Source organism: Paenibacillus sp. (assembly GCF_035645235.1).
Taxonomy (GTDB): domain Bacteria; phylum Bacillota; class Bacilli; order Paenibacillales; family YIM-B00363; genus Paenibacillus_AE.
Window position 1 is genome coordinate 1 of sequence record NZ_DASQMZ010000105.1, and the last position, 24,285, is coordinate 24,285.

At 63.0% G+C, this 24,285-nt stretch carries 28 protein-coding genes; 22 read left to right on the plus strand and 6 right to left on the minus strand.

Annotated elements, in window-relative coordinates; translation table 11 throughout:
- Positions 1 to 1,235, plus strand: a 1,235-nt coding sequence (gene xylB / locus VEZ38_RS09695; protein ID WP_324893153.1) for a xylulokinase, incomplete at its 5' end; no start/stop codon positions are given.
- Between the two features lie 76 nt (positions 1,236 to 1,311).
- Complete coding sequence (locus VEZ38_RS09700) at positions 1,312 to 1,869, plus strand: GNAT family protein (protein WP_324893154.1); 558 nt, start codon at positions 1,312 to 1,314, stop codon at positions 1,867 to 1,869.
- Between the two features lie 43 nt (positions 1,870 to 1,912).
- On the opposite strand, the gene VEZ38_RS09705 is transcribed toward VEZ38_RS09700, so the two are convergent.
- Entirely contained in the window at positions 1,913 to 3,706 is a 1,794-nt protein-coding gene (locus VEZ38_RS09705; protein WP_324893155.1) for an ABC transporter substrate-binding protein, read from the minus strand.
- A gap of 124 nt (positions 3,707 to 3,830) precedes the next feature.
- On the opposite strand from VEZ38_RS09705, the gene VEZ38_RS09710 reads away from it, so the two are divergent.
- The 8 genes from VEZ38_RS09710 (at position 3,831) to VEZ38_RS09745 (ending at position 10,045) form a co-directional block, all read left to right on the plus strand.
- The gene (locus VEZ38_RS09710; RefSeq protein WP_324893156.1) at positions 3,831 to 4,037 is read left to right on the plus strand and encodes a hypothetical protein; all 207 of its coding nucleotides are present in this window, start codon (positions 3,831 to 3,833) and stop codon (positions 4,035 to 4,037) included.
- Between the two features lie 114 nt (positions 4,038 to 4,151).
- Complete coding sequence (locus VEZ38_RS09715; RefSeq protein ID WP_324893157.1) at positions 4,152 to 4,652, plus strand: DedA family protein; 501 nt, start codon at positions 4,152 to 4,154, stop codon at positions 4,650 to 4,652.
- Between the two features lie 40 nt (positions 4,653 to 4,692).
- On the plus strand, positions 4,693 to 4,881 hold the full coding sequence (locus VEZ38_RS09720) for a YfhD family protein (protein ID WP_324893158.1): 189 nt from the start codon (positions 4,693 to 4,695) through the stop codon (positions 4,879 to 4,881).
- Positions 4,882 to 5,057: 176 nt separating this feature from the next.
- The gene (locus VEZ38_RS09725) at positions 5,058 to 5,915 is read left to right on the plus strand and encodes a sugar phosphate isomerase/epimerase family protein (protein ID WP_324893159.1); all 858 of its coding nucleotides are present in this window, start codon (positions 5,058 to 5,060) and stop codon (positions 5,913 to 5,915) included.
- Between the two features lie 35 nt (positions 5,916 to 5,950).
- Complete coding sequence (locus tag VEZ38_RS09730) at positions 5,951 to 7,123, plus strand: Gfo/Idh/MocA family oxidoreductase (protein WP_324893160.1); 1,173 nt, start codon at positions 5,951 to 5,953, stop codon at positions 7,121 to 7,123.
- A 38-nt stretch (positions 7,124 to 7,161) separates the two neighbouring features.
- Positions 7,162 to 8,235 (plus strand): Gfo/Idh/MocA family oxidoreductase, encoded by a 1,074-nt coding sequence (locus VEZ38_RS09735; RefSeq protein WP_324893161.1) that lies wholly within the window; start codon positions 7,162 to 7,164, stop codon positions 8,233 to 8,235.
- A 56-nt stretch (positions 8,236 to 8,291) separates the two neighbouring features.
- Positions 8,292 to 9,125 (plus strand): AraC family transcriptional regulator, encoded by an 834-nt coding sequence (locus tag VEZ38_RS09740; protein WP_324893162.1) that lies wholly within the window; start codon positions 8,292 to 8,294, stop codon positions 9,123 to 9,125.
- A gap of 326 nt (positions 9,126 to 9,451) precedes the next feature.
- The gene (locus VEZ38_RS09745) at positions 9,452 to 10,045 is read left to right on the plus strand and encodes a hypothetical protein (RefSeq protein ID WP_324893163.1); all 594 of its coding nucleotides are present in this window, start codon (positions 9,452 to 9,454) and stop codon (positions 10,043 to 10,045) included.
- Between the two features lie 258 nt (positions 10,046 to 10,303).
- Here VEZ38_RS09745 and phnC read toward each other — a convergent pair whose 3' ends face one another.
- From phnC to VEZ38_RS09765, 4 genes are all read right to left on the minus strand, one after another.
- The gene (phnC, locus tag VEZ38_RS09750) at positions 10,304 to 11,050 is read right to left on the minus strand and encodes a phosphonate ABC transporter ATP-binding protein (protein ID WP_324893164.1); all 747 of its coding nucleotides are present in this window, start codon (positions 11,048 to 11,050) and stop codon (positions 10,304 to 10,306) included.
- 62 nt (positions 11,051 to 11,112) lie between these two features.
- Positions 11,113 to 11,871, minus strand: coding sequence for a phosphonate ABC transporter, permease protein PhnE (gene phnE, locus VEZ38_RS09755; protein ID WP_324893165.1), 759 nt, complete (start codon positions 11,869 to 11,871; stop codon positions 11,113 to 11,115).
- Between the two features lie 14 nt (positions 11,872 to 11,885).
- On the minus strand, positions 11,886 to 12,782 hold the full coding sequence (gene phnD, locus VEZ38_RS09760; protein WP_324893166.1) for a phosphate/phosphite/phosphonate ABC transporter substrate-binding protein: 897 nt from the start codon (positions 12,780 to 12,782) through the stop codon (positions 11,886 to 11,888).
- Between the two features lie 116 nt (positions 12,783 to 12,898).
- Entirely contained in the window at positions 12,899 to 13,786 is an 888-nt protein-coding gene (locus VEZ38_RS09765; RefSeq protein ID WP_324893167.1) for a LysR family transcriptional regulator, read from the minus strand.
- 127 nt (positions 13,787 to 13,913) lie between these two features.
- On the opposite strand from VEZ38_RS09765, the gene VEZ38_RS09770 reads away from it, so the two are divergent.
- The 9 genes from VEZ38_RS09770 to VEZ38_RS09810 all read left to right on the plus strand — a co-directional run bounded on the left by VEZ38_RS09770 (position 13,914) and on the right by VEZ38_RS09810 (position 20,385).
- Positions 13,914 to 14,696, plus strand: coding sequence for a hypothetical protein (locus tag VEZ38_RS09770; RefSeq protein WP_324893168.1), 783 nt, complete (start codon positions 13,914 to 13,916; stop codon positions 14,694 to 14,696).
- An 11-nt stretch (positions 14,697 to 14,707) separates the two neighbouring features.
- Positions 14,708 to 15,166 carry a hypothetical protein gene (locus VEZ38_RS09775; RefSeq protein WP_324893169.1) on the plus strand — a complete coding sequence of 153 codons (459 nt, stop codon included), beginning with the start codon at positions 14,708 to 14,710 and terminating at the stop codon, positions 15,164 to 15,166.
- A 24-nt stretch (positions 15,167 to 15,190) separates the two neighbouring features.
- Entirely contained in the window at positions 15,191 to 16,258 is a 1,068-nt protein-coding gene (locus VEZ38_RS09780; protein ID WP_324893170.1) for a glycosyltransferase family 2 protein, read from the plus strand.
- Positions 16,259 to 16,342: 84 nt separating this feature from the next.
- The gene (locus tag VEZ38_RS09785) at positions 16,343 to 16,783 is read left to right on the plus strand and encodes a VanZ family protein (RefSeq protein ID WP_324893171.1); all 441 of its coding nucleotides are present in this window, start codon (positions 16,343 to 16,345) and stop codon (positions 16,781 to 16,783) included.
- Positions 16,784 to 16,821: 38 nt separating this feature from the next.
- On the plus strand, positions 16,822 to 17,568 hold the full coding sequence (gene pxpB / locus VEZ38_RS09790) for a 5-oxoprolinase subunit PxpB (RefSeq protein WP_324893172.1): 747 nt from the start codon (positions 16,822 to 16,824) through the stop codon (positions 17,566 to 17,568).
- Positions 17,559 to 18,584, plus strand: coding sequence for a biotin-dependent carboxyltransferase family protein (locus tag VEZ38_RS09795; RefSeq protein ID WP_324893173.1), 1,026 nt, complete (start codon positions 17,559 to 17,561; stop codon positions 18,582 to 18,584). The genes pxpB and VEZ38_RS09795 overlap by 10 nt, the downstream gene beginning before the upstream one ends.
- Positions 18,581 to 19,348 carry a 5-oxoprolinase subunit PxpA gene (locus tag VEZ38_RS09800; protein ID WP_324893174.1) on the plus strand — a complete coding sequence of 256 codons (768 nt, stop codon included), beginning with the start codon at positions 18,581 to 18,583 and terminating at the stop codon, positions 19,346 to 19,348. The genes VEZ38_RS09795 and VEZ38_RS09800 overlap by 4 nt, the downstream gene beginning before the upstream one ends.
- The gene (locus VEZ38_RS09805; protein WP_324893175.1) at positions 19,345 to 20,160 is read left to right on the plus strand and encodes an inositol monophosphatase; all 816 of its coding nucleotides are present in this window, start codon (positions 19,345 to 19,347) and stop codon (positions 20,158 to 20,160) included. Before VEZ38_RS09800 ends, VEZ38_RS09805 begins: the two co-directional genes overlap by 4 nt.
- Before the next feature lie 84 nt (positions 20,161 to 20,244).
- Complete coding sequence (locus tag VEZ38_RS09810) at positions 20,245 to 20,385, plus strand: DUF4023 domain-containing protein (protein WP_324893176.1); 141 nt, start codon at positions 20,245 to 20,247, stop codon at positions 20,383 to 20,385.
- A 105-nt stretch (positions 20,386 to 20,490) separates the two neighbouring features.
- Here the strand turns inward: VEZ38_RS09810 and VEZ38_RS09815 are convergent, their stop codons facing one another.
- Complete coding sequence (locus VEZ38_RS09815) at positions 20,491 to 20,709, minus strand: hypothetical protein (protein ID WP_324893177.1); 219 nt, start codon at positions 20,707 to 20,709, stop codon at positions 20,491 to 20,493.
- Between the two features lie 172 nt (positions 20,710 to 20,881).
- Here VEZ38_RS09815 and lepB point away from each other — a divergent pair, with 172 nt between their 5' ends.
- The 3 genes from lepB to VEZ38_RS09830 all read left to right on the plus strand — a co-directional run bounded on the left by lepB (position 20,882) and on the right by VEZ38_RS09830 (position 24,031).
- Positions 20,882 to 21,430 carry a signal peptidase I gene (gene lepB / locus VEZ38_RS09820; protein ID WP_324893179.1) on the plus strand — a complete coding sequence of 183 codons (549 nt, stop codon included), beginning with the start codon at positions 20,882 to 20,884 and terminating at the stop codon, positions 21,428 to 21,430.
- A 45-nt stretch (positions 21,431 to 21,475) separates the two neighbouring features.
- A complete protein-coding gene (locus tag VEZ38_RS09825; RefSeq protein ID WP_324893180.1) occupies positions 21,476 to 22,936 on the plus strand; it encodes an amidase family protein in 1,461 nt (486 codons plus the stop codon).
- A 72-nt stretch (positions 22,937 to 23,008) separates the two neighbouring features.
- Positions 23,009 to 24,031: a Gfo/Idh/MocA family oxidoreductase gene (locus VEZ38_RS09830; RefSeq protein ID WP_324893178.1), complete on the plus strand. Its 1,023-nt coding sequence runs from the start codon at positions 23,009 to 23,011 to the stop codon at positions 24,029 to 24,031.
- The last annotated feature ends 254 nt before the right edge of the window (positions 24,032 to 24,285 follow it).

Below are 24,285 nucleotides of genomic sequence, written 5' to 3' on the forward strand. Positions count from 1 at the left end.
ACGCGGACCGAAAGCCGGTGCGCAACGCGATTTTGTGGAACGACACGCGCACGACGAAGCAATGCCGCGACATCGAGGCGGCGCTCGGCGCGGAGCTCCTAGAGATTACGCGCAATCCGGCGCTCGAAGGCTTCACGCTGCCTAAGCTGCTGTGGGTGAAGGAGCACGAACCGGAGCTGTACGCGCGCGGGAGCGTGTTCGTGCTGCCAAAGGACTACGTTCGCTATCGGTTGACGGGCGACGTCGCGATGGATTTGTCCGACGCGGCGGGTACGCTGCTGCTCGACGTGCGGGCGAAGGCGTGGAGCGACGAGGTGGCGCGGCGCGTCGGCGTCGACCGCGCGCTCTGCCCGCCGCTCGTCGAGGCCGGCGCGCTCGTCGGCACGCTGCTCCCGGAGATCGCGAACGCGACCGGATTATCCGCCGCGACGAAGGTGTTCGCGGGCGGCGCCGACAACGCGTGCGGCGCGACGGGCGCCGGCATCTTGTCCGAGGACGCGGCGATGTGCAGCATCGGCACGTCGGGCTTCATCCTCGCGTACGAGAACGATAAAAACCGAGACTTCGCCGGCAAGGTGCATTTCTTTAACCATGCCGCGCCGGACGCGTATTACGCGATGGGCGTCACGCTGTCGGCGGGCCACAGCCTCGGCTGGTTCCGCGACACGTTCGCGCCGGGCGTCTCCTTCGGCGAGCTGCTGAAGGACGTCGGCGCCGTGCCGGTCGGCTCGAAGGGGCTGCTGTACACGCCGTATCTCGTCGGCGAGCGGACGCCGCACGCGGACGCCGTCATTCGCGGCAGCTTTATCGGCATGGACGCGTCGCATGGGCGCGCCGACTTCGCTCGCGCCGTCATGGAAGGCATCACGTTCTCGCTGAACGAATCGATCGAGCTGTTCCGCGCCGCGGGCAAGTCCGTCGGGCGGATCGTCTCGATCGGCGGCGGCGCGAAAAATCCGGATTGGCTGCAGATGCAGGCCGACGTGTTCCGCGCCGAGGTCGTCGCGATGAAGAACGAGCAAGGGCCGGGCATGGGCGCGGCGATGCTGGCAGCGGTCGGCTGCGGCTGGTTCGGCTCGCTCGCCGACTGCGCGAAGGCGTTCCTCGAGTACGGCCGGGCGTTTGCGCCGATCGCCGCAAACGCGGATCGGTACGCCGAGCTGTTCGAGGTGTACAAGGACGTCTATGCGCAGACGCGCGCGCTCAACGAACGGCTGCAGCCGTTCCGGGTGTGAACGAGGAAAACCGGGGGCGCATCCCCGGTTTTCCTCGCGTAAGAAGATATTTATTCGTAAGGAGGTCTTCCCCCGAATGAATTCATCCCTTTCATTGCAGGCGTTCGACCCCGCGACGGACGAAGAAGCGCTGGTCGAGTTTCTGTCGAGCCAAACATGGCCGTACCACGGAAATCCGAATCCGTCGGCGGAAAGCGTTCGCGAAGGGCTCGCGAGCGGGCGGTACACGGACGAAGAGCAGCGGACATTTTGGATCGTGGAAGGCGAAGGGGCGTCGGCGGCGAAGCTCGGGCTTGTCCGCGTGTTCGATCTCGGCGACCCGACTCCGATGTTCGACGTTCGGCTCGGCGAACAGAGCCGAGGGCGCGGCATCGGCGAGACGGCTGTCCGACTGCTCGCCGAGTACGTGTTTACGCGGTTCGAGGACAAGCCTCGCCTAGAGGGACATACGCGCGCGGATAACTATGCGATGCGCAAGACGTTCGTGAAGGCCGGCTTCGTGAAGGAGGCGTACCACCGGAAGGCATGGCCGACGGGCGGGACGTTATACGATTCCGTCGGCTACGCGATTACGCGGGAGGATTGGTCGGCAGGCAAGGTGACGCCGATCGATTGGAACGACTTCCCCTACTAACGAAAATGAAGACGGCCTCCACGCTTGCGCGGAGGCCGTCTTGTCATTTCGCGACTTTAAACCATACGTTCCGAAAGTCGATCATGCCGAGCGCGTTATGCTCGACGCCTCCGATCTTCGGATCGAAATACGAATCGAACGCGGCATGGAACAGAAAAATCATGGCGTTCGAGGCGCGAACCGCGTCGGAAAGCTCGGCGACGCAACGCCATCGGCCGGCGATCGTCGGTTCTCGAAACATGCGGCGCATGATGTCCCGGGCGATATCCCGACTGGCATCGTCGAGCAAATGCATCCCGACGCCGCTGCGCTTTGAGAACACGAGATCGACGAGCGTCGCTTCCCCCTCCTCCATCACGATGCTATAGAAAATAAGATGACCCGGTTCGTCGTTGGCGAACGTCTGAAAATCGCAGTGCCTCGAAAGCCGCGGCTGCAATGCGATGCCGTAAGCTGCCGCCTGCTCGCAAATAAACCGCACTTCCTTCTCCCGATTGACGTTCGCGTCGAAGACGAGCGCTTGTCCGTCGTACCCGGATTGCGACAGCAACGACCGGATGCGCTCCGGATCCGATTTCCTCGCAAGTCGAGGGCGTTCGTTCGCCTCGCGCAAGAACCCTTCCGCGAGTTGGAGCCGATCGTCGCCGAGTTCCTTCATCAGCCGCTCGCGGTCGATGATCTCGCGCAGCGCTTGCCGGAACGCCGGCTGCTGCTGCGGTCCCTCGCGCCGCAAATTGAATGTGATCAGTCGAGAACTGCTCGAGGTCGAGGTGCGGAGCCGGGTATACGAGCCGCCGCCGAAGGCGCCCGGGATGCCGCAAGCGCCTTTCTGTATGAGATCGAGCTGCGTCGTCATCGAGAGCAAATCGTCGTCGCTCGAGACGAAGTGGAGCTCCACCCGGTCGAGGTGCGCTCGGCTCAAGAAGTAATGCGGAAACGCATCCAAGACGCAGAGGCGATCCGTCCTTCGGACGAGCTGGAACGGCCCGGTGCCGACCGGCAAATCAAAGAATCGTTCCCCTTGCTGCTCGAGCAATTCGCTCGGCAGAATCGAAGCGAAGTCGAAGCCGAGCAACCGCGGAAACCAAACGCAAGACTCCCGAAGTCGAAATTGTACGACATGCGGCCCGATGGCGGCGACCTCGGCGACGACGCCGTAATTCGGGTGTTCGCTTAATCTTCTGAACGTGTAGACGACATCGTCCGCGACAAGCTCTCGCTTATGATGAAACAGAACGCCCTTGCGCAAGTAGAAAGTCCACAGCGTTCCGTCCTCGTTCGACTCCCAATGATGAGCCAGCCTCGGCACGGCATCCTCCAGGTTCGGGTCGTATTTCGTCAGCGTGTCGTATATTTGGCGGCATATGTGGCCTTCGATCGCGAAGTACACGTCGGCCGGATCGAAGGAAACAATCTGATCATACACCGGATCCCGCAGCGTATCGAGCGGGCGCTCCCGCCGATCGTCGCGGGAAAAGCCGAAAAACTCCGTCAGCCATCCCGCGAACCGTTCGGCCGCTTCCGGGCGTCGGCTCCGCTCCTGGACGAGGCGCATCGCGCCGCGTACGTCGCCTTGCTCGGCGAGCCGCCGGGCAATGTCCTCGAGCAGCGTCTCCGGGTCGGCGAGCAGCGCGATCTCCGACGTCCGCCCGCGCCCGCGGCCGGGCTGCCAGGCGATCCAACCGAGCTCTTCCATCTTCCGAATGATGAGCTTTGCGTTCCTATCCGTACATTGGAACGTGCGTAGAAGCCGCTCCACGGTGACGGGATGCGTCTCGCCCGTCTTCGCCGCGCCGATGTTATCGAATAAGTTCAGATAGTGCATCTCCAGCTGCATGCCGATCCCCCCCGAAGGTGCGAACTTCTAGTAAAGGTGAAATGCAAAAATATACACTTTCACTTTTCTTCCTCTTTTACAAGTTTACAATAAGAGGAAGAGATTTCACAAGGGGGCGTGACGAATGCATCATCCGTACGTAGAGGAAATGAAAGCGCGCGAGGAGCGGGAGCGGTTGGAGGCGGCGGCTCGCCGGGCGTGGATGACGGCGGAGGCCCCGAGGCGGGGAACGGCGCTGCGGCGGACGGCTTCGGGGTGGAGCTGGTGCCTCAAGCTGCGGGCGTTTCGCATCTGCGTTAGCTTCCGCCGCGGGGAGATGTCCGGAAGATAACTCCTCGAACTAGACTTTAGATGGTTCCCCTTTCCTGCAAATCGCGTTACACTAGACAACGAAGATCAAGATTCGGAGAAATAAAGCGATGGTTTCGGGAAAGCGGGCGTTGCGGTGGAGTTCGAAGTTTTATTGGCGGATTACGGTTATGCGGCATTATTTTTCGCTTTTTGCTTAGGTCTCGTCGGGCTGCCGATTCCGAACGAGGTCGTCGTCATGACGGGCGGCGCGGCTTCGTCGAGCGGCGCGCTGCTCGCCGTTCCCGCCTTCCTGATGGCCTATCTCGGCGTTTGCTGCGGGATGACGGTCGGCTTCGTGATCGGGCGCTATGTCGGCCAGCCGATTCTTCGCCGGGTGGGACGGCGTCCTAGAGCGGAGAAAGCGATCGAGCGGGCGCAGCGGCTGATCGACAAATACGGCAGCGCCGCGCTGCTGTTTACGTATTTCATACCGTTCGTTCGCAACGTCATGCCGTACGTCGTCGGCGCCAACGCGATGAAATTTCGCACGTTCGCGATATTCGCGTACGGGGGGGCGTTCGTCTGGACGACGATCTTCTTCCTCATCGGATATTTGACCGGAGCGCAACTCGACGAGGCGTTCGGCGCATACTAAGATGCGGTCGAACCACGATGAGAAGGAGGAATGGATTGGCATGGGTCGCGGACAAAACAAGCAATCGGTCGACAATAACGAATACCGGATGCCGCAGGTGCCGAAGTACGATACGCGCGAGCGGGGCAGCGCCGAGGAGACGGAGTTCGCGGAGGAGCTCGGCGACCGGTACGCGGTCGAGCGAAAGCCGGGCTTCCCGGCGACGGGCGTTCGACGGAAAGAGAAGTAGATAGCTAAGGAACCGCGTTCGCCGCGTCGCTGCCGGCGAACGCGTTTTTTTTCTGCGTCGCGCCGAATATGTCAACCACAGTTAAATGCTTCCGACGACTGCCCAACGTAAGTTAACCCGAGGCGGCCCTCCCTATGGTATGGTTAGTACAGTTGCGGAAGCAAAGGAGATGCGCCATGAAATTATCCGTATTTACGGTCGCGACGCCGGATTTGACGCCGCAAGCGCTCATTCGCGCCGCGAAAGAAGCAGGGCTTCAAGGCATCGAGTGGAGATATACGTCCACGGCGCCCGAGCGCAAGGGCGAAGCTCCCTCGTTCTGGGGCAATAATTTATGTACGATCGATCCGCGGACGGTGACGGATGCGGAACTGGACGCGCTGGCGGAAGCGGTGCGGGCGCAAGGCATGACGACGGCGGCGCTGACGCCGTATTTGACCGTGAACGACGTCGAGGCGACGGAGACGGCGATGCGCCGCGCGCAGCGGCTCGGCGCGAAGGCGATCCGGGTCGGCGTGCCGCGGTACGATCGCACGGCCGACTATCGTCAGCTGTTTGCGAAAGCGGTTGCGTACCTAGAGCAGGTCGAAGCGTTTTCGAAAAAGTACGGCGTCAAGGGGCTCGTCGAGACGCATCACCAGACGATTACGGCGAGCGCTTCGCTTGCCCATCGGCTCGTCGAGCGGTTTTCCCCCGAGCATATCGGCGTCTTGTACGATCCCGGCAACCTCGTGCACGAGGGGTACGAAAACTACCGGATGGGCCTTGAGCTCCTGGGACCGTACCTCGCGCATGTGCACGTCAAGAACGCGGGTTGGTTTCCGGGCGAGAAAGCGGGGGACGCGTGGAGCTGCCGGTGGGTCGCGCTCGACCGCGGCATCGTCGATTGGAAGCAGGTGCTCGCCGATTTGAAAGCGATCGGGTATGACGGCTGGTTCGGCGTCGAAGATTTCAGCGGCACGCATGACAGCAAGACGATGCTGGCGACGTACGCCGCCTGGTTCCGTTCGCTCGCGGAGGAAGTATACGCGTAATCGAAATCATTTTCCGAGAAAGGGATGTTTGAACAATGAATGAAGTCCGCATCGGCATCGTGGGCATGGGCAATATGGGCTGGGGGCACGCGCAGTATTTGGCGGCCGGCAAGGTAAAGGGCGCCGCGCTGACGGCGGTGAGCGATTTGTTCGAATCGAAGCGCAATCTGGCGAAGGAGACGTTCGGGGACGGCGTCGCGACGTTCGCCGATCCGGAAAGCATGTTTTCCTCGGGGCTCGTGGACGCGGTGCTGGTCGCGACGCCGCATTACGATCATCCGGACTGCGCGATCGCCGCGTTCCGGCACGGCCTTCACGTGCTGATCGAGAAGCCGGCCGGCGTATACACGAAGCAGGTGCGCCTAATGAACGAAGCGGCGGCGGCGAGCGGCAAGGTGTTTTCGATTATGTACAATCAACGCACGAACCCGCTTTATATGAAGCTGCGCGACTTGATCTCCTCCGGCGAGCTCGGCGAGGTGCGCCGCACGAATTGGATCATCACGAACTGGTATCGGTCGCAGAGCTACTATAATTCCGGCGGCTGGCGGGCGACGTGGGCCGGCGAAGGCGGGGGCGTGCTGATCAATCAAGACCCGCATCAGCTCGACCTGTGGCAATGGACGATCGGCATGATGCCGACGCGGGTGCGGGCGTTTTGCCACTTCGGCAAATACCGCGACATCGAGGTCGAGGACGATGTAACCGCTTATGTGGAGTACGCGAACGGGGCGACGGGCGTGTTCGTGACGACGACGGGCGAAGCGCCGGGCACGAACCGGTTCGAGGTGACGGGCGACCGCGGCAAGATCGTCGTCGAGGACGATAAGCTGACGTTCTGGCGGCTGCGCACGCCGGAGCCGGAATTCAACGCGACGTTCACCGGCACGTTCGGCGCGCCGGAGGCCTGGAGGTGCGACATTCCGGTGAAGGGCGACAACCCGGGGCATATGGGCATTACGCAAAATTTCGTAGACGCGATTTTGCGCGGCGCGCCGCTGATCGCGCCGGGCGAAGAAGGCATTCTCGGCCTGACGCTGTCGAACGCGATGCATCTGTCCACGTGGACGGACGACTGGGCGAACCTGCCGATCGACGAGGAGCTGTACTACGAACTGCTGCAAGAGCGGATCCGGAATTCGAAGTACAAGAAACCGGAGACGGCGTCCGACCGAATCGCGAACGTCGCCGGCACGTTCAACTCGTAAGATACGGGATTCACGCATACTGGGGAGGAACGCGCGAAATGCAAAGAAACGACGGCATGAATTACGCGCCGCAAGGGAAGCCGAAGCCTGTCGTCGAAGCCGGCGAGTTCGTCTTCGCCGCGACGGCGCTCGAGCACGGGCATATTTACGGGCAGACGAACGGGCTGCTCGAGGCGGGCGGCACCTTGAAGTGGGTGTACGATCCGGACCCGAAGAAGGTGGAAGCGTTCGTCGCGAAATACCCGCAGGCGCGGGTCGCCCGCGACTTGGACGAAATTTTGCAGGACGCCGACGTGCGGCTCGTGGCGGGCGCGGCGATTCCGTCGGAGCGCTGCGCGCTGGGCCTTCGCGTCATGGCGCACGGGAAGGATTACTTCACGGATAAGACGCCGTTCACGTCGCTGGAGCAGGTGGAGGCGGCGCGGGAGGCGACGGCGCGCACTGGGCAGAAATATATGGTCTATTATAGCGAACGCCTCCATGTGGAAAGCGCGGTATTCGCGGGCCAGCTGATCGCGGACGGCGCGATCGGGCGCGTCGTGCAGGTGATCGGCACGGGGCCGCATCGGCTGAACGCGCCTTCGCGGCCGGATTGGTTTTTCAAGAAAGCGCAGTACGGCGGCATTCTGTGCGATATCGGGAGCCATCAGATCGAGCAGTTTTTGTTTTACGCCGGCTGCAAGGACGCCCGCGTCGCCTCCAGCAAAGTGGCGAATTACCATTGCAAGGACTACCCCGAGCTGGAGGATTTCGGCGACGCGACGCTCATCGGCGACAACGGGGCGACGAACTATTTCCGCGTCGATTGGCTCACCCCGGCGGGCCTCGGCACGTGGGGCGACGGACGGACGATCATCCTCGGCACGGAAGGCTATATCGAGCTGCGCAAGTATATCGACATCGGGCGCGAGGCGACGCCGGATCACTTGTATTTGGTGAACGGCGAAGGCGAGAAGCATCTGTCGTTGCACGGGCAGGTCGGTTACCCGTTCTTCGGGGAGTTGATTTTGGATTGCCTCCACCGGACGGAAAAGGCGATGACGCAGGCGCACGCGCTGAAGGCCGGCGAGCTGTGCGTCCGCGCGCAGCTGGCGGCGGAGCGGGTAGAATAACCCCCGAGGATCGGGTACAATGGGGGGAAAGTCCGCCTGCGGGAGGAACTCCGTCCATGAGACCCGTCGAGCTTGGGTATCGTCGAACCGGCGATCCGGGGATGACGTTCCATTCGCATCCGTTTTACGAGGTGTTTTATTTCCACAGCGGCCGCTGCAATTACGTGATCGGGCCGAACGTCTACACGCTGCAGCCGGGCGATTTGATTTTGATGCACGGGCTGACGCTGCATACGCCGAATCCGGATTTGCGGGAGCCGTACGTGCGGAGCATGATACATTTTCATCCGGAATTTTTGCATGAGTTTATGAACCGAAAGTACACGGCGCCGCTGCTGCGGCCCTTCGAGGAGCTGCGCAACTATCGGCTCCAGGTCGGGGAACGGCGGGCCGAGGTCGAAGCGCTCCTCGCGGATATGGGCGCGCTGTACGCGTCCCCCGAGGAGCATGCGTACGAGCGGTTCTTGCTGCGGTTCGTGGAGCTGCTGTACGTGATCAACGACCTGTGCCGCAAGCCGATGGACCGGGCGGAGACGGCGCGCACCGACCGGGAGCGCCATGTGCAGCGCGTCATCGAATATATCGAGGCGCATTACGCCGAGGACGTGACGATGGAGGCGCTGGAGCGCGAGCTGCACGTCAGCCGGCACTACTTAGCGCGCATGTTCAAGGCGTGGACGGGCTGGACGGTGTTTCAGTTTTTGTATCAGCGGCGCATTAACCAGGCGAAAACCTTATTTTTGCTCGAAAACGATCTCTCCGTCTCGGAAGTAAGCGAATGCGTCGGCTTTAAGCATCTGTCGCACTTCAGCCGCGTCTTCAAGCAGTGGGAAGGCTGCGCCCCGGAGCGCTTCCGCCGGAGGCTCGCCCGCGCCGAGGGGAGGGGGTAGCGGACGCCGACGGACCCGCGCGCGTCTTTGCGCTTCCGCCGCAGCTCGCCCGCGCCTCCCGTCTTGCCGGCGCCGGCCGGGGCCCGCGCGTCGGATCGCCCCGCCGCTGGCTCGCCTGCGCCTCCCGTCTTGCCGGCGCCGGCCGGGGCGTGTTATGCTGGAATCAAATTAATCGACCCGCGCGCAAAGCATGCGCCGTTTCGCCTTCGGGCGGCGGCGGATGCTTTTTTCGTATGGGAGAAGGAGGCGCTATGAAGTTCGATGCCGTTTTCGAAAAATGGTTTGAAGCGCATGTTGCGGAAAGTAAGGGGGAACGACGTCGAAGGTTGAAGGAGAAGTACGGGAACGCGGAGATCGCCTTCCTCAGGAATGTATGGTTTCCGATATTCGGTTCGCTGGACCACTTGATCCCGGAGCACGAGGTGATGGATCCGACGGGCCGCGTACGGTTTATGGATAACGCTTACGTATACGCCTGCTGCCTCTGGGATTTGGAGGTGGATGGGTTCGGCCCCCACTTGAGGGATATCGATCGTTGGAAATTCGCGGATGAGCGCCGAAGGGACGTCATTTTCCAAACCATGGGGTGGCGGATCGCCCGTTTCGCTTACGACGATATTATCGAACGACCACACGAGTGTCGACGCCTATTGGAAGCGTGGATCGCCCGATTCGGCCCTTCTACGTTCGTGCAGGAGCGGTCTCCCTTGTGCGATACGATCGTGAGAAGAGCGATGGCGTTAGGCGGCGAGGTACGGCCTCGGGAGGCAAGAGCGTGGTTAGGGCTTAGCGACAAGCCGACGCTCGCCGTGCTTCGTCGGCTCGTTGCGGACGGCGTGTTGGAGCCGGTTCCCGCCGGTTCGTTACGCGTAAGCTTGTACCGCCTGCGGCCGGAAGCGCTGCGGGAATATTGGGTATAGTCGGAGAAACTCCGACTATCGCGGTGCTGAGCGCCGTCGGGGGCCGGATAGTCGGAGAAACTCCGACTATCGGGGTGGTGGACGCCGGTTGAGGGCAAATAGTCGGAGAAACTCCGACTATCGCGGCGGTGCGCGCCGACGGGGGCCGGATAGTCGGAGAAACTCCGACTATTGCGGTGCCGCGCGCCGTCGGGGGCCGGATAGTCGGAGAAACTCCGACTATCGCGGTGCCGCGCGCCGTGGGGGGCCGCGCCCCTCTTAGCCCCCGTAGATCGCGAGGCGGGCGGAGGCGTCCACGGCATCCGGCGGGCCGTCGAAGACGACGCGGCCTTCGCGCAAGCCGATGATGCGGGTGCAGTAGGCAAGCGCGAGCTCTGGGTCGTGCAGGTTGACGACGGTGATGCGGCGAGGGTCCTCGGCGTGGATGCGCGCGAACAGCTCGAGGATGCCGCGCGACGTGACGGGGTCGAGGCTGGAAACCGGCTCGTCGCCGAGAAGCACCGAAGGGCGCTGCATCAGCGCTCTGGCGATAGCGACGCGCTGCTGCTGGCCGCCGCTCAGCTGATCGACGCGTCGCGAGCCGAGGCCGCCGAGCTCCACGGCCTCCAGCGCCGCCAAGGCGCGGGCGCGCTCTTCGGCGTCGAAGTAGCCGACCGCGTTGCGCCAAGCCGGGCGCTGCCCGATCGCGCCGAGCAGCACGTTCGTCAACGCCGTCGTGCGCGGCACGAGCCCGAACTGCTGGAACACCATGCCGATGCGCGAACGCACCTCGCGCAGCTCCCGCGCGCCGAGGCCCGCGAGGCTCCGGCCGTTGACTTCGACGGTGCCGGACGTCGCCCGGACAAGCGCGTTGATGCATCGAATCAACGTCGTCTTGCCGGCGCCGCTTCGACCGAGCACGCCGACCATTTCGCCGGGGCGGAATTCGAGCGAGACGTCCGCCAACGCGGAGGCGCCGCCGCGCTTGCCGTACGAGACCGTAACACGATTTAATCTTACGCCCATCGCTCTCCTCTTCCCCCCAACCCGCGAAGTCCCCGATCCATTAGACGCCCGACGGCGCCCGATTACATCATCCGTCTGCGCACCCATGCGCTCAGCGTGTCGGCGCCGATGACGAGCGCCATAATCACCAGCACGTCCACGGTCACTTGCGCGTATTTAAATATTTTAAAATGGAGAAACAATTGTTGTCCGATGCCGCCCGCGCCGATGAAGCCCAAAATGAGGGAGGTGCGGATCGCGACCTCGAACCGGTAGAAATATTGCGACACGACGTTCGGAGCGATCTGAGGCAAAATCCCGTATAGCGCCACCATGGACTTCGACGCCCCGGCGGCGCGAAGCGCCTCCTGCGGCGCCGGGTCCGCCGCCTCGACGAGCTCGGAGACGAGCTTTCCCAGCACGCCGATATTGTGCAGCCATATGGCTAACACCGCGGCCATCGGCCCGAGACCGACTGCGACGACGAACACAAGACCGAAGACAATCTCGGGCACCGAACGCAGAAAGCTGAGGAACGCTCGAACGACGCTTCTCAGCCAAGGAGCGGCGACGTTGCCGGCGGCCATAAAGCTAAGCGGCATGGCGACGAGCAAGGCAAGGAACGTGGAGAGGAACGCGATCTCGACCGTGACGACCGACTGGCGGATCGCTTCCCGCAAGACGGACCAGTCGGGCGGCAGCCAATCGTTGCGCAGGAATGTCGCAATATTCGAAACGGCGGCCCAGCCGCTCCAGTCGAGGCCAAGGCCGCTCCAGCTGGCCGCGACGGCGGCGGCTAGGGCGATGCCTGCGATCGCCGTGCTTTTCTTTAGCCAAATCATGAGCGATGCCCCCGTTATTCGAGGCGGCCCTCCGCTTGCGCGACGGCGCGAATCGATTCGTAATCTTCGTTGCTGGCCGGGGCAAAGCCGGAAATGCCGAAGCCGGACAAGACCGCTTCATCGGTAATGCCGGCGAAGGTTTCCTGCAGCAGCTTGACGGTGTCGGGATCGGTGCCCTTCTTGACGGCCCACGGATATTGGTACAGCGCGTCGGACTGCCAGATGACTTTCAACCGGTCGCCGTCGATCGTGCCTTGCTCGACCAAGTTTTCGAAGATGGCGCTGTCGATCGCGCCGGCGTCCACGTCTTTATTTTGCACGGCGAGCGCCGTAACATCGTGCGATCCGGTGTAGCGGAGTTCCTTCAGCTTCGATTCGTTTTCCGAAACGAGTACGCCGCGGGACTTTAACTCGACGCCGGGCACGAGCGAGCCGGAGGTTGAGCTGGGGTCGCCGAAGGCGAACGAGACGGCGCCGGGATCGGCGAACAACTCGTCGAGCGTATTCCACGGATGGTCTTTGTGCGTAATGATGTAAGAATGATAGAACGGCTTGCCTTTCACCAATTGAACGACGATCGCTTCCGCGCCGCTCTTCTGGTGCGCGACCACATACGTGAGCGGTCCGAAGAACGCCATGTCGACATGGCCGAAATTCATCGCCTCGACCACGCCGTTGTAATCCGGGTAGTTTTGAATATCGACCTCGCGGTCCAGCGCTTCCGTTAAAATGCTCTGAAGTCGCGTCATCGCTTCGCCGAGCTGCCCTTCCGTCTGGACCGGAATGACTGCGATGCGGAACGGAGCGTTCTCCCCTGCGCCCGATTCGCCGCCGCCGACGCAACCTGCCGTCGCGACGAATACGAGCGCCGCGGCGACGATCCACGCGATCTTCCGTACTTGCTTGTTCATGCTCCATCTCCTACTTTCTGTCTGTTTCCAAATATTCAATATACATTTGAAAATAATTCAACGTTTACTGTAACAAACGCCCCTCGTTCTTGTAAAGAAGCAAAGGGCTCGAATTTTTATTCGGACAGGCGGGAAGCCGCCTCCAGAAACAGCCGGATCAACGGGTCGGCGCCCCGGCTCGCCTCGTACGCGGCGTAAAACCGTCGTTCTGTCGGCAGCTCCGCGACGACCGAGACGCTGCGGGAGGGGGATAACGCCCATCGGGACACCGCGGTCGCCCCGATGCCCGCTTCGGCGAAAGAAAGCGCGGATTCCGTAGACGAAGACACCGCGGCGACGCGAAGCTCGCCGATCGAGCGGCCGAGCCGTTCGAGCGCATGCGCGAGCGCTTTGCGGGTGCCGGACCCTTCCTCCCGCAATATGAAAGGCATGCCGATCCAAGTCTCCGTCGGCAGAGGCAACGCTCGCTCCGCGTTCGGCGACGCCGTGTGCGGGCGGCCGGCGACGACGACGATCGTATCCTCGGCGACGGCCTCGAAGCGCAGCGCGGCCGACGGTCGAACGTCGCCGACGAGCGCGACGTCCACCTGGCGTTGCTCCAGCCGCGCGAGCGTCGACTCGGAATCGTCCTCGACGACGGAGAACTCCACGCCGGGGTACCGTTCGATCAGGTCCTTCAGCATCGAGGGCAGCAGGTAGGAGGCGGGGACCGTCGAAGCGCCGACCCGCAGCTTCCCCGACGGCGAAGCCGCGCGGACGCGGCACTCGGCGACGAGCTCGTCCCATTGGCGGAGCATCGCGCGGCCGCGCTCGTAGACGAGTTTTCCCGCCGCCGTCGGTTCGACGCTCGCTCCGCGGTAAAACAACGAGGCGCCGAGCTCGTCCTCGAGCGCCTTGACTTGCTTGCTGAGGGCCGACGTCGTCAGGCCGAGCGAGAGGGCGGCGTCGGTGAAGCTTCGCTTTTCGACAATATGCACGAACGATTGCAATCTCTTCAGCTGCAAGGGGGCACTTCCTTTTTCCGAAAAATGCAGGTTCCCTTCAGTATACAAAATCGTCGGGGGCAATGCATGAAACTTGAGAGAAAAACAGAAAATACCAACCGAGGCAATGACGTTAGGGGAGCGCAGGATGATTAGAGAGCAACGCACGATTCGCCGAAGAATTGCGGATATCAGCTTGTTCGGGACGACGCAGCTCCACTTCCGCAATCCGTGGATCGTCCTGTGGTGGTCGGCGGCTTTTCCGGGTACCGGTCATCTGCTGCTGCAAAAATATTTACGCGGGTTTTTGTTGTTCGTCTGGGAGATCGTCGTCAACACCCAATCGCAGTTGAACTTGGCGATGGTGTATTCGTTCAACGGACGGATCGAGGATGCGAAGGCGGTCATCGATTGGCGGTGGATGGCGCTGTATGCGCCCGTCTACCTATTCGCGATGTACGACAGCTACCGGTCGGCCGTCGACATGAATAAATTCACGTATTTGGCTCAACGGGAGAACGCGCCGATCGGCTGCTTCGTCATCGGCCCGATCGAGATCAATTACTTGGATAAACGCAAGCCTTGGGTCGCATTCATATGGTCGCTGCTGGCTCCGGGGATGGGCTATCTTTATGCGCATCGCATCATTAACGCGCTATTCGCGACCGTCACTTGGATTTTAGTGGCGTATATGTCGAAATGTTATCTCGTGCTGCATTATACGATGCTGGGCCGATTGGACTTGGCGATCATGGCGATCGATTGGGAGTGGGCCTTATATATCCCTTCCATTTATTTCTTTACCGCCTATGACGCCTATGTGAATACGGTCGAGACGAACAAGCTGTTCGACATGGAGATGAAGCAATACTTGAAGCGCGCCTTCTTTTCCCCGTCGGCGCTGCCGTCGTTTAAACCGAAAGAAAGCTGAGGCGAAATCGTGTGCATGTGATCGCGTCGTTCCCGTATTCGACCTACGTCGAGATCGCTATCGCCGAGCTGGAGGAGCAGGGCATTCCCCGCAGCCGGTTGATCGCCGTGCCGCTCGAGCGCCGCCCTTCCGGCCGAATCATGATCGATACGATGCACCGCTCCGACGGCAGCTCGTTGCTGGACATCGGGATGGCGCTCGGCACCGCGACGTCGGTCGTCACCGCTTCGCTGGGCATGACGCTCGCTTGGGGACCTGTTTACTGGGGGCTGATCGGAGCGGTCGCCGGCTTCGCGGTCGGCCTCGCGATCGACTTGGCGTTCGCTCGCCGACGCAAGCGGCAAGCGAAACGGACGCCGAAGACGGAAATCGTGCTAGTCGTGGATTGCGACGATTGGCTGGCGGATCGGGTCGCCGATACGCTATGGCGCCACCAGGCACACGGCGTCGCCGTCGTGCCGCCGGCTTGATCGCGATACCTAAAGAGGAGGAGAATGCTGTTGGTTTCGAAAACGCAGCCGACGTTAGCCGTCGTCGTTCCATGCTTTAATGAAGAGGCCGTGCTTCCGGAGACGATCCGGCGCATTCGGGCGCAGCTCGATCGGCTGATCGAGCGTCAGGCGATCTCGCCGGACAGCTTTATGTTGTTCGTCGACGACGGCAGCTCGGACAGTACGTGGCCGATTATCGTCGCGTACGGAGAGCGGGACGCGGCCGTGCGCGGGGTAAAGCTCGCCCGCAACGCAGGGCATCAACACGCGCTGCTGGCCGGACTGCTGCACGCGAAGGAGGCGGCGGATTGCGTCATCTCCATCGACGCGGACCTGCAGGACGATGTGGAAGCGTTCGAGGCCTTCATCGAACGTTATAAAGAAGGCTGCGAGATCGTGTACGGCGTGCGCGCGGCGCGCGCGGAGGATACGTGGTTCAAGCGGGAAACGGCGAACGCCTTCTACGCCCTGATGAAGCGCATGGGGACGCCGGTCATTCCGAATCATGCGGATTACCGGTTGATGAGCGCGCGGGCGATCGGGCAGCTCGCGTGTTACGGCGAGTCGAACTTGTTTCTTCGCGGGCTGATCCCGCAGCTCGGACTTCGTTCGTCGACGGTCGCCTACGACCGGCGTTCGCGCTTCGCGGGCGAATCGAAATATCCGCTCCGCAAGATGATTTCCTTCGCATGGAACGGCATTACGTCGCTTAGCGTCGCGCCGATCCGCCTCGTGCTCGGGACCGGTCTCGCGTTGTTCGCCGCCAGCGTCGCCGCGGGGGGATACGCGCTGTATGCGCACGGGCGCGGCGCCGCCGTGCCGGGCTGGACGTCGATGATGCTGACCGCCTGGCTGCTCGGGGGCATTCAGCTGATATGTCTCGGCGTCGTCGGCGAGTATGTAGGGAAGGTTTATAAAGAGACGAAGCGGAGACCGCGTTATTTCATCGAAGCGACGGCGATGGGGGACTCGGAGCCGCGCAGCCGGCCGAAGCCGTCCGCGCCAGGGGCGGAGGCGCTGGCGGCCCAGGACGCGTTGATCGAGCGTCAGGCGGCGGACCTGTTACATTAAATTGGGAAAAAACGATAGAACCCGCGTCTGCGATCGGCTACAATGGGAGTAGACTGCTAGAGCGACGGCGACGGGGGGATGACGATGTTTCATGCGGTGCGCATCGACAGGAAGGCAGTATGGAGCCTCTTCGGCTTATATACTGCCTTTTTGCTTTATATGATGCTGCTCGGTTTCGACCGAACGACATTCGAAGCAGGCGCATCCGACTATCGATGGAATCTCGTTCCCTTCGATACGATTCATCGGTATGTCTTTCATGCGAGCGCCTTCACGACGGGACAATGGGCCGTTAACGTACTCGGCAACGTCGGCGTGTTCATCCCATACGGACTGTTGCTGCCGGCGCTGCTGCGCCGTTGCCGGAAGTTCCCGGGAATGATGGCGACGTTCCTCGCCGGGCTGTTCGTCGCGGAGCTGCTGCAGCTGGTGCTGCGGGTCGGCAGCTTCGACGTCGATGATTTTATTTTGAACGCGCTCGGCGCGAGCTTCGGGTATGTCATATTTAGAAGGTTTAAGCCATAGACAGCGATTAGCTCGACAATGAAAGCGAGGGAAAACTTTTGGACGCCAGCGCTCATGAGGCGCCCGCCTTCGCCGCGTTCGGCGAATCGGCCGTCATCGTCTCGTTCGGGGCGACGTTCGAGCCGAGGACGCACCGGCGCGCCGTCGCGTTCGGGCGCAGGCTCGAGGCGGAACCGTTCCCGGGTTACGTGGAGCAGGTCCCGGCTTATACAACCGTATGCGTGTATTTCGATCCGTGGGTCGTTGCGCATGCTCCCGGGGAACGCGCCGCTCCTTACGATCGAGTCGTCGCATGGCTTCGGGAGCGCATCGCGCGGTGGGAACGGGACGGAGCGGCGCCGGACAATGACGCGGGAGGAAAGACCGTCCCGATTCCGCTTTGTTATTGCGAGGCGTGCGGTCCCGACTTGCCCGCGTTGGCGGCCGCGGCCGGACTGAGCGTATCGGAAGCGGTCGAGCTTCACCTAGGCGCAAGGTACACCGTAACGATGATCGGCTTTCTTCCCGGCTTTCCGTATTTGAGCGGGCTTTCGGAGCGTCTGTCGGCGCCGCGGCTCGATACGCCTCGGGCGGCGGTGCCGGCGGGAAGCGTCGGCATCGCCGGGCGTAACGCGGGAATTTACCCGACGGCCAGCCCCGGGGGATGGAACCTGATCGGCCGGACGTCGGTGCGCCTGTTTCGGCCGGAGCGGCCGGACCCTAGCCTGCTCGAGGTCGGGGATACGGTCGTCTTCGTCCGGGTCGCCCACGACGAGAGGGAAGGGACGGCGGAGCCATGGCGTTGATCGTGCGCAAACCGGGACTATGGACGACGGTGCAGGACGCGGGCCGGACCGGGTGGCAACGGTACGGCGTGCCGGTCGGCGGACCGATGGATGCGGCGTCGCACGCGGCGGCGAACGTGCTCGCGGGCAACGAGCCGGGGGCGGCGGCGCTCGAGCTGACCTTGGCGGGCGGCGCGTTCGAGACGACCGCCGACGTGCGTATCGCGGTGTGCGGCGCCGATCTGGAGCCGTACGTCGACGACGCGCCGCTGCCGATGTGGCGCCCCGTCGTCGTACCGGCCGGCACGACGATTCGTTTCGGAACGGCCCGGGCCGGGCGCTATGCGTATGTAGCGGTCGCCGGCGGATTCGACACGCCGCAGGCGCTTGGCAGCCGTTCGACCGCCGCGAAAGGCGGGTTCGAAGCGTCGATCGGCCGCCCGCTGCAGGTCGGCGATCGGCTGCCGATCGCCGACCCCGCGGCGGTTCTCGCCTCTGCAGGCGAAAGCCGGAGCCCGACGGCGGCGTACCCGCGCTGGCATCTGGGCGAAGCGTGGCGTTTCTCGGCGCCGGACGCCGCAGGCGAGCGCACGGTGCGCGCCTTGAGAGGCCGGGAATGGGAGCGCTTCGACCCGATCGTGCGCGGCAGCATCGAGCGGGGGGAATGGACCTGCACGGTACAAAGCGCGTCGGACCGGATGGGCTACCGAATGGCGGCATCGCTGCCGGCGGCGGTGCGCACGGATCAGCTGTCCGAAGCGGTCACGGCCGGCACGGTGCAGGTGCCGCCGGACGGTATGCCGATCGCGCTCATGGCCGACCGGCAGACGACGGGCGGGTATCCCCGTCTGCTGCAAATCGCCGCCGTCGACATCGGTCTGCTCGCGCAAGCGAGGCCCGGCGACGTCGTGCGTTTCGAACTCATCGAGCTGGAGCAGGCCGTCGACGCGTACATGGAACGGCTGGAGCGGCTGCGCTGGCTGCGCGAGCGGATTCGCTGGGCCGAACGGGAGGAGGAAGGGAGATCGCGACTATGAAACGGATCGATCTAAATGCGGATATGGGCGAAAGCTTCGGCGCCTACCGGATCGGCGAAGACGAAGCGCTGCTGCGGCACGTCAGCTCGGCCAACATCGCCTGCGGCTTCCACGCAGGGGACGCCTCGGTCATGCGTCGAACGGTGCGCCGCTGCCTGGAGCAAGGCGTTCGTATCGGCGCCCATCCGGGCCTGCCGGACCTGCAAGGCTTCGGGCGCCGGGCGATGGCGCTGTCGCCGGAGGAGGCTTTCGATATTACGTTGTATCAAATCGGCGCCCTGCATGCGATCGCCGCCGCGGAGGGCGGCGTTGTCCAGCATGTCAAGCCGCATGGCGCTCTGTACCATCTAGCGGAGGCCGACGAACGCATCGCGGCGGTGCTCGCGGAGGCGGCGGCGCGGGCGCCGGGCGCTCCGGCGCTCGTCGGTTTGTCCGGCGGCCGCCTTGCCGCGGCGGGCCGCGCGCTCGGGCTCCGCGTTCTGGAGGAGGCGTTCGCGGACCGCGCCTACCGTCCGGACGGCACGCTGATGCCGCGCGGCGAGCCCGGAGCCGTCCTCGATGCGCCGGACGCGGTCGCCGCGCAGGCGCTCCGCCTCGCGCGCGACGGCGCGGCGACGACGCCGCAAGGCATCGTCGTCGCCGTGAAGGCGGATACGATCTGCATCCATGGGGACGGACCGCGCGCGGCGGAGACGGCGGAGGCGATCAGCCGCGCCCTCCTGGCGGGCGGCGTCCGAATCGATCGACAGGAGGGGCATGGATGAACCAAGAAGAACGGATCGCGGCGGCGAGGGCGGTGGCCGAGGCCGCGGCGCGAGACGCAGGCCGCTATGCGAAACAACGGTTTCTATCCGAATACACCGTGCAGGAGAAGGACGAGTTCGGCGATCTGGTCACCGACGTCGACGTACACGCGGAGCGCATCATTCTCGATGCGATTCGGGCTTCGTTCCCGGACGACGCGATTCGCAGCGAGGAGACGGGTTGGAGCGGCGTCGAGGGCGATTGGCTGTGGCTCGTAGATCCGCTGGACGGGACGAACAATTTCGCGATCGGGCTGCCGGCTTTCGGCGTAGCCGTCACGCTGCTCTATCGACGCGAGCCCGTCGTCGGCGTCGTCTACGAATCGATGACGGATCGGCTGTACAGCGCGACGGCCGGCCAAGGCGCCTCCTGCAACGGCGTGCCGCTCGCGGCGCCGGCGATCGATCCGGAGAAGCCGCTGCGCAAGCGGACAGTCGGCTGGATTCAAGGCCATCAGGTGCAGAAGGAACCGGGCGCGATGCGGCTAAAGGCGATGCTGGACGAGACTTGCAAGCGTACGCTTCGGCTGTGGGCGCCTGCGCTGCTTTGGACGATGCTCGCGCGCGGCCAGCTGGACGGCGTCGTGCTCTACGACTCCGAGGGCGACGATCTTTATGCGGGACTCCTCATCGCGCGCGAGGCGGGTGCGGCGGTCCTTCGCTTCGACGGCACGCCGTTCGCCGGCATGGAAGAACATCCGTATTTAATCGCTGGGCGCGGCGACGCGGCGGCGCAGCTGATCGAGCTGGCGAACCGCGCGCGAGGCGAATAATTCCTTCCCTTCGGCAGAACGATAACCGTACCGCGCTTCGAGCGGGAAGCGCGGGCACATCGGCGAGCGAAGGAGGGGAACGCCATGACGTCGGATACGTCGGAATTCGTGCGCAAAGTGAAGGAGACGCAAGCGAAGGACGAGATGAACCGCAAGCGGAACGGCGCCGGTCACCCGGACGAGAAGCTGCCGAATCATCAGCATCGGAAAGGCCGGGGCGACTAAGCGACGCGGCAAAGCCGAGCCCCGCGGGTCGACTGCGCGCATGACGCGCGGCGGCCGCGCGGGGCTCGTCCGCGTCTCGGCCGCTTTGCGGCGACGTTCTCGCGATTATCCGGCGGCGCTCCGATTCGCTTCGATCAATTTATTTTTAATGAATTGGATTTTCTTCCTGGCAAAAAATTCGAGCGGCGCTCCGGACAACTCCTTCGGCCTCACGGAGACGTTCTTGTCGTTGTCGATAATGGTAACCGTTCCGTTCGGATAAAACCGAAACGTATAGTCGAAACCTCGTTCGATGAATCGATAGTTTTGAAGCTGAGTTGTCATAGGATACACCGCCTTGTGGGAACGTTTGTTTGCGTTCAGTATAGCAAACATCCGTTCGGTTGGGAAGGGGGATTTTCCGTCTTTCGGAAATTCCTTTCGGCGAACGGAAGGATTTCCCCGCTATCTTTGCGAATACATACATGAATTCATCTAGGAAAGCAGCGTGGACGTAATGAAGGTCAAAGGTTTTTGGCTATCGCTTTGGGAATGGACGAAGACGGGCGTCGTGGCGGTTTCGGCGGCGATTTTGATAAATTCCTACGTGCTTCAAGCATTCCAAGTCAAGGGCGAATCGATGCTGCCGACGCTGAACGACGCCGATTCGACGTTCGCGTTGAAAATCCAATCGGACTACGCGTACGGCGACATCGTCATTATCGACAGCCGGATCGGCGAACCCCGCTCGTGGCTCGACCCGGTCCGGGAGCACCCGTTGGTCGCGCGCCTGTTCGGCGAACCGGCGGAATACTTGTGGGTCAAGCGGGTCATCGGCAAGCCGGGGGACACGATCGAATTCCGGGACGGCCTCGTCGTCCGCAACGGCGAGGCGCTCGAGGAGCCCTACGTGCTCGAACCGATGCGGGCTTCGGCGGAGGCGGTCACGGTGCCGGAGGGCCGGCTGTTCGTCATGGGCGACAATCGGAACAACAGCACCGACAGCCGCGCCATCGGGAGCATTCCGCTCGACAACGTCATCGGGAAAGTCATCTTTACTTATTAACTTAGGAGAGGAACAACGCCTTTGACGACGGACCCGACATTGAAAATGCTTTCCGAACGCTGGCTCCCCGAGCGGTCGATCCGCGAGCTCGCCGAAGCGCTGCGGCGCGGCGAGACGACGAGCGAACGGTTGACGCTCATGTATATCGAACGCATTCTGACGCACGACCGCAACGGCATGAGCGTCAATTCCGTGCTCGAAATCAACCCGGATGCGCTTCGCATCGCGCGGGAGAAGGACGCGGAACGGGCGGCGGGGCGCGCGGCGGGCCTGTTGCACGGCATTCCCGTGCTCCTGAAAGATAACATCGACACCTTCGACCGGATGCATACGAGCGCCGGTTCGATCGCGCTGGCCGACTCGTTCGCGGACGCGGACGCGTTCGTCGCCGCGAAACTCCGAGCGGCCGGCGCGATTTTGCTCGGGAAGACGAACATGACGGAATGGGCGAATTTTATGTCGGATCGGATGCCTTCGGGGTACAGCTCCCGGGGCGGGCAAGTGCTAAACCCGTACCACCCCGGCACCGCGTTCGTCGGCGGCTCGAGCTCCGGCTCCGCCGCCGCCGCCGCGGCGAACTTCGCCGCGGGCGCGATCGGGACGGAGACGTCGGGGTCCATCATCTCCCCGGCTAGCCAACACGCGTGCGCCGGCATCAAGCCGACCGTCGGGCTCGTCTCCCGCGCCGGCATCGTGCCGATCTCCCGCAGCCAGGATACGGCGGGGCCGATCGCCCGAACGGTCGCGGACGCGGCGGCGCTCCTGACGGCGATCGCGGGAGCGGACCCCGCGGACGCGGCGACGTTCGCCCTCGAAGGCCGGGAGCCGCTCGATTATACGGCGTTCCTCGACCCGGAGGGATTGCGAGGGGCGACCATCGGCGTTCCGCGCGCTTACTTCAAGGAGCTCCCGCCGGAGACGGCGGCGCGGATGGAAGAAGCGATCGCGGCGCTGCGCGAGGCGGGCGCCGACGTCGTCGATCCCGTCTCGATGCCGACGGAGGACGACGAATGGGATTACGTCGTGCTCAAATACGAATTCAAGCCGGAGCTGAACGCGTATCTCGGCCGCCTCGGCCCGCACGTGCCGGTTCATTCGCTGGAGGAGCTCATCGCCTTCAACGAGCGGCATGCCGACCGGGCGCTCGCTTACGGCCAATCGGTGCTGCTCGAATCGCAAGCGACCTCCGGCGACCTTCGCGAGCCGGAGTATCTCGAGGCGAGAAGACGAGATATCGAACGGTCGCGCGAGCAAGGAATCGACTTCGTCCTCCGGGAGCGTTCCCTCGACGCGCTCGTCTTCCCGAACAATTGGGGCTGCGGCATCGCGTGCAAAGCCGGCTATCCGATCGTCGTAGTACCGGCGGGCTTCGCCGGCCGCGAGCCGGTCGGCCTCTCTTTCGTCGCGGGCGCCTTCGAGGAGCCGAAGCTGATCCGCCTCGCATACGCGTTCGAACAGGCAACGAAGTATCGCCGCTCCCCGGATTTATCGGTCGTGCCGGGCTAAAAGCGGGCAGTTGCAAACGGTCGGGGTTTTGTTATGATAGGAACGAACATGTTCGAAAGGGGATTCATATCCATGTCTAAGTTGAAAATCGCCGTTATCGGCAGCGGTTCCATTGCCATTCATCGCCACGCGCCGGAGTACGCCGCGCATCCGGACGTCGAAATCGTCGCCTTCGTCGACCCGGTCGCCGATCGGGCGCAGAAGCTGGCCGACAAGTACGGCGGCAAGGTGTACACGGATCATAAGGCGATGCTCGCGGCCGAGAAGCCGGACGCTGTAAGCGTTTGCACGCCGAACGCGCTGCACGCCCCGGTTTCGATCGACGCGGCGAACGCCGGCGCGCACGTGCTTTGCGAGAAGCCGATGGCCGTAACCGCCGAGGAAGCGCAGGCGATGATCGAGGCCGCCCGCAAGAACGGTGTTTACCTCATGATCGGACATAATCAGCGGTATATGCCGCCGCACGTGAAGGCGAAAGAAATTTTGAAAACGGGCAAGCTCGGCAAAGTGTTGACGTTCCGCACGTCGTTCGGGCACCCCGGCCCGGAGGGCTGGAGCATCGAGGGCAAGGGCGGCTGGTTTTTCCAGAAGCCGAAGGCGTACGTCGGCGCGATGGGCGACCTCGGCGTACATAAAGCGGATTTGATGCGCTGGATGCTAGAGGACGAGGTGGAGGACGTCGGCGCGTTCGTCGGCACGCTGCATAAGGAAGACACCGACGTCGACGACAACGCGACGTGCATTCTCCGCATGAAGAGCGGCGCCATCGGCTCGCTCGTCGCGTCCTGGACATACTACCGCGGCGAAGACAACAGCACGGTGCTGTGGTGCGAGAACGGCGTCATGAAAATCGGCACGCATCCGGAGGATCAAGTGATCGTCGAGCTGCGCGACGGCTCGGTCGAGAAGCATAAGGTCGGCGGCATCTCGACGAACGAAAAGCAGCTTGCGAGCGGCGTCATCGACGCGTTCGTCGAATCGATCCTGACGAAGACGCCTCCGTCCATCTCCGGCGAGGAAGGCGCGAAGTCGCTGAACGTCATCATCGCGGCGATGGAGTCGCAGGCGAAGGGCACGATCGTCAAAGTCAAATAAAGCAGGCGTCGCAAGACGCGCTTGCGCAGGCAGCCAAGCTCTCCCCCGGGTCCCGGGTCGGAGAGCTTTTTCTTTTCCGCCGGGAATGTCCAAAATGTCCAACGCTCCCGACCGAAAAGAGCAGCCGCCGGGACGAAATTGTGCTCGAGAGGGCAGTCAGCAGAAGAAATTCAATGGCCTCGGCCCAAATAATGTCCAAATTGTCCAAAACCGAACGGGAAGGAGAAAGTTCATGTTTACTAAGCCCAGCATTC

Excerpts from the sequence above, each read along its gene's own strand:
- VEZ38_RS09700 (WP_324893154.1), top strand. The coding sequence starts at position 1,312 with ATGAATTCATCCCTTTCATTGCAGGCGTTCGACCCCGCGACGGACGAA.
- VEZ38_RS09705 (WP_324893155.1), bottom strand. The coding sequence starts at position 3,706 with ATGCAGCTGGAGATGCACTATCTGAACTTATTCGATAACATCGGCGCG.
- VEZ38_RS09710 (WP_324893156.1), top strand. The coding sequence starts at position 3,831 with ATGCATCATCCGTACGTAGAGGAAATGAAAGCGCGCGAGGAGCGGGAG.
- VEZ38_RS09720 (WP_324893158.1), top strand. The coding sequence starts at position 4,693 with ATGGGTCGCGGACAAAACAAGCAATCGGTCGACAATAACGAATACCGG.
- VEZ38_RS09725 (WP_324893159.1), top strand. The coding sequence starts at position 5,058 with ATGAAATTATCCGTATTTACGGTCGCGACGCCGGATTTGACGCCGCAA.
- VEZ38_RS09730 (WP_324893160.1), top strand. The coding sequence starts at position 5,951 with ATGAATGAAGTCCGCATCGGCATCGTGGGCATGGGCAATATGGGCTGG.
- VEZ38_RS09735 (WP_324893161.1), top strand. The coding sequence starts at position 7,162 with ATGCAAAGAAACGACGGCATGAATTACGCGCCGCAAGGGAAGCCGAAG.
- VEZ38_RS09740 (WP_324893162.1), top strand. The coding sequence starts at position 8,292 with ATGAGACCCGTCGAGCTTGGGTATCGTCGAACCGGCGATCCGGGGATG.
- phnC (WP_324893164.1), bottom strand. The coding sequence starts at position 11,050 with ATGGGCGTAAGATTAAATCGTGTTACGGTCTCGTACGGCAAGCGCGGC.
- phnE (WP_324893165.1), bottom strand. The coding sequence starts at position 11,871 with ATGATTTGGCTAAAGAAAAGCACGGCGATCGCAGGCATCGCCCTAGCC.
- phnD (WP_324893166.1), bottom strand. The coding sequence starts at position 12,782 with ATGAACAAGCAAGTACGGAAGATCGCGTGGATCGTCGCCGCGGCGCTC.
- VEZ38_RS09770 (WP_324893168.1), top strand. The coding sequence starts at position 13,914 with ATGATTAGAGAGCAACGCACGATTCGCCGAAGAATTGCGGATATCAGC.
- VEZ38_RS09780 (WP_324893170.1), top strand. The coding sequence starts at position 15,191 with ATGCTGTTGGTTTCGAAAACGCAGCCGACGTTAGCCGTCGTCGTTCCA.
- VEZ38_RS09785 (WP_324893171.1), top strand. The coding sequence starts at position 16,343 with ATGTTTCATGCGGTGCGCATCGACAGGAAGGCAGTATGGAGCCTCTTC.
- VEZ38_RS09795 (WP_324893173.1), top strand. The coding sequence starts at position 17,559 with ATGGCGTTGATCGTGCGCAAACCGGGACTATGGACGACGGTGCAGGAC.
- VEZ38_RS09800 (WP_324893174.1), top strand. The coding sequence starts at position 18,581 with ATGAAACGGATCGATCTAAATGCGGATATGGGCGAAAGCTTCGGCGCC.
- VEZ38_RS09805 (WP_324893175.1), top strand. The coding sequence starts at position 19,345 with ATGAACCAAGAAGAACGGATCGCGGCGGCGAGGGCGGTGGCCGAGGCC.
- VEZ38_RS09810 (WP_324893176.1), top strand. The coding sequence starts at position 20,245 with ATGACGTCGGATACGTCGGAATTCGTGCGCAAAGTGAAGGAGACGCAA.
- VEZ38_RS09815 (WP_324893177.1), bottom strand. The coding sequence starts at position 20,709 with ATGACAACTCAGCTTCAAAACTATCGATTCATCGAACGAGGTTTCGAC.
- lepB (WP_324893179.1), top strand. The coding sequence starts at position 20,882 with ATGAAGGTCAAAGGTTTTTGGCTATCGCTTTGGGAATGGACGAAGACG.
- VEZ38_RS09825 (WP_324893180.1), top strand. The coding sequence starts at position 21,476 with ATGCTTTCCGAACGCTGGCTCCCCGAGCGGTCGATCCGCGAGCTCGCC.
- VEZ38_RS09830 (WP_324893178.1), top strand. The coding sequence starts at position 23,009 with ATGTCTAAGTTGAAAATCGCCGTTATCGGCAGCGGTTCCATTGCCATT.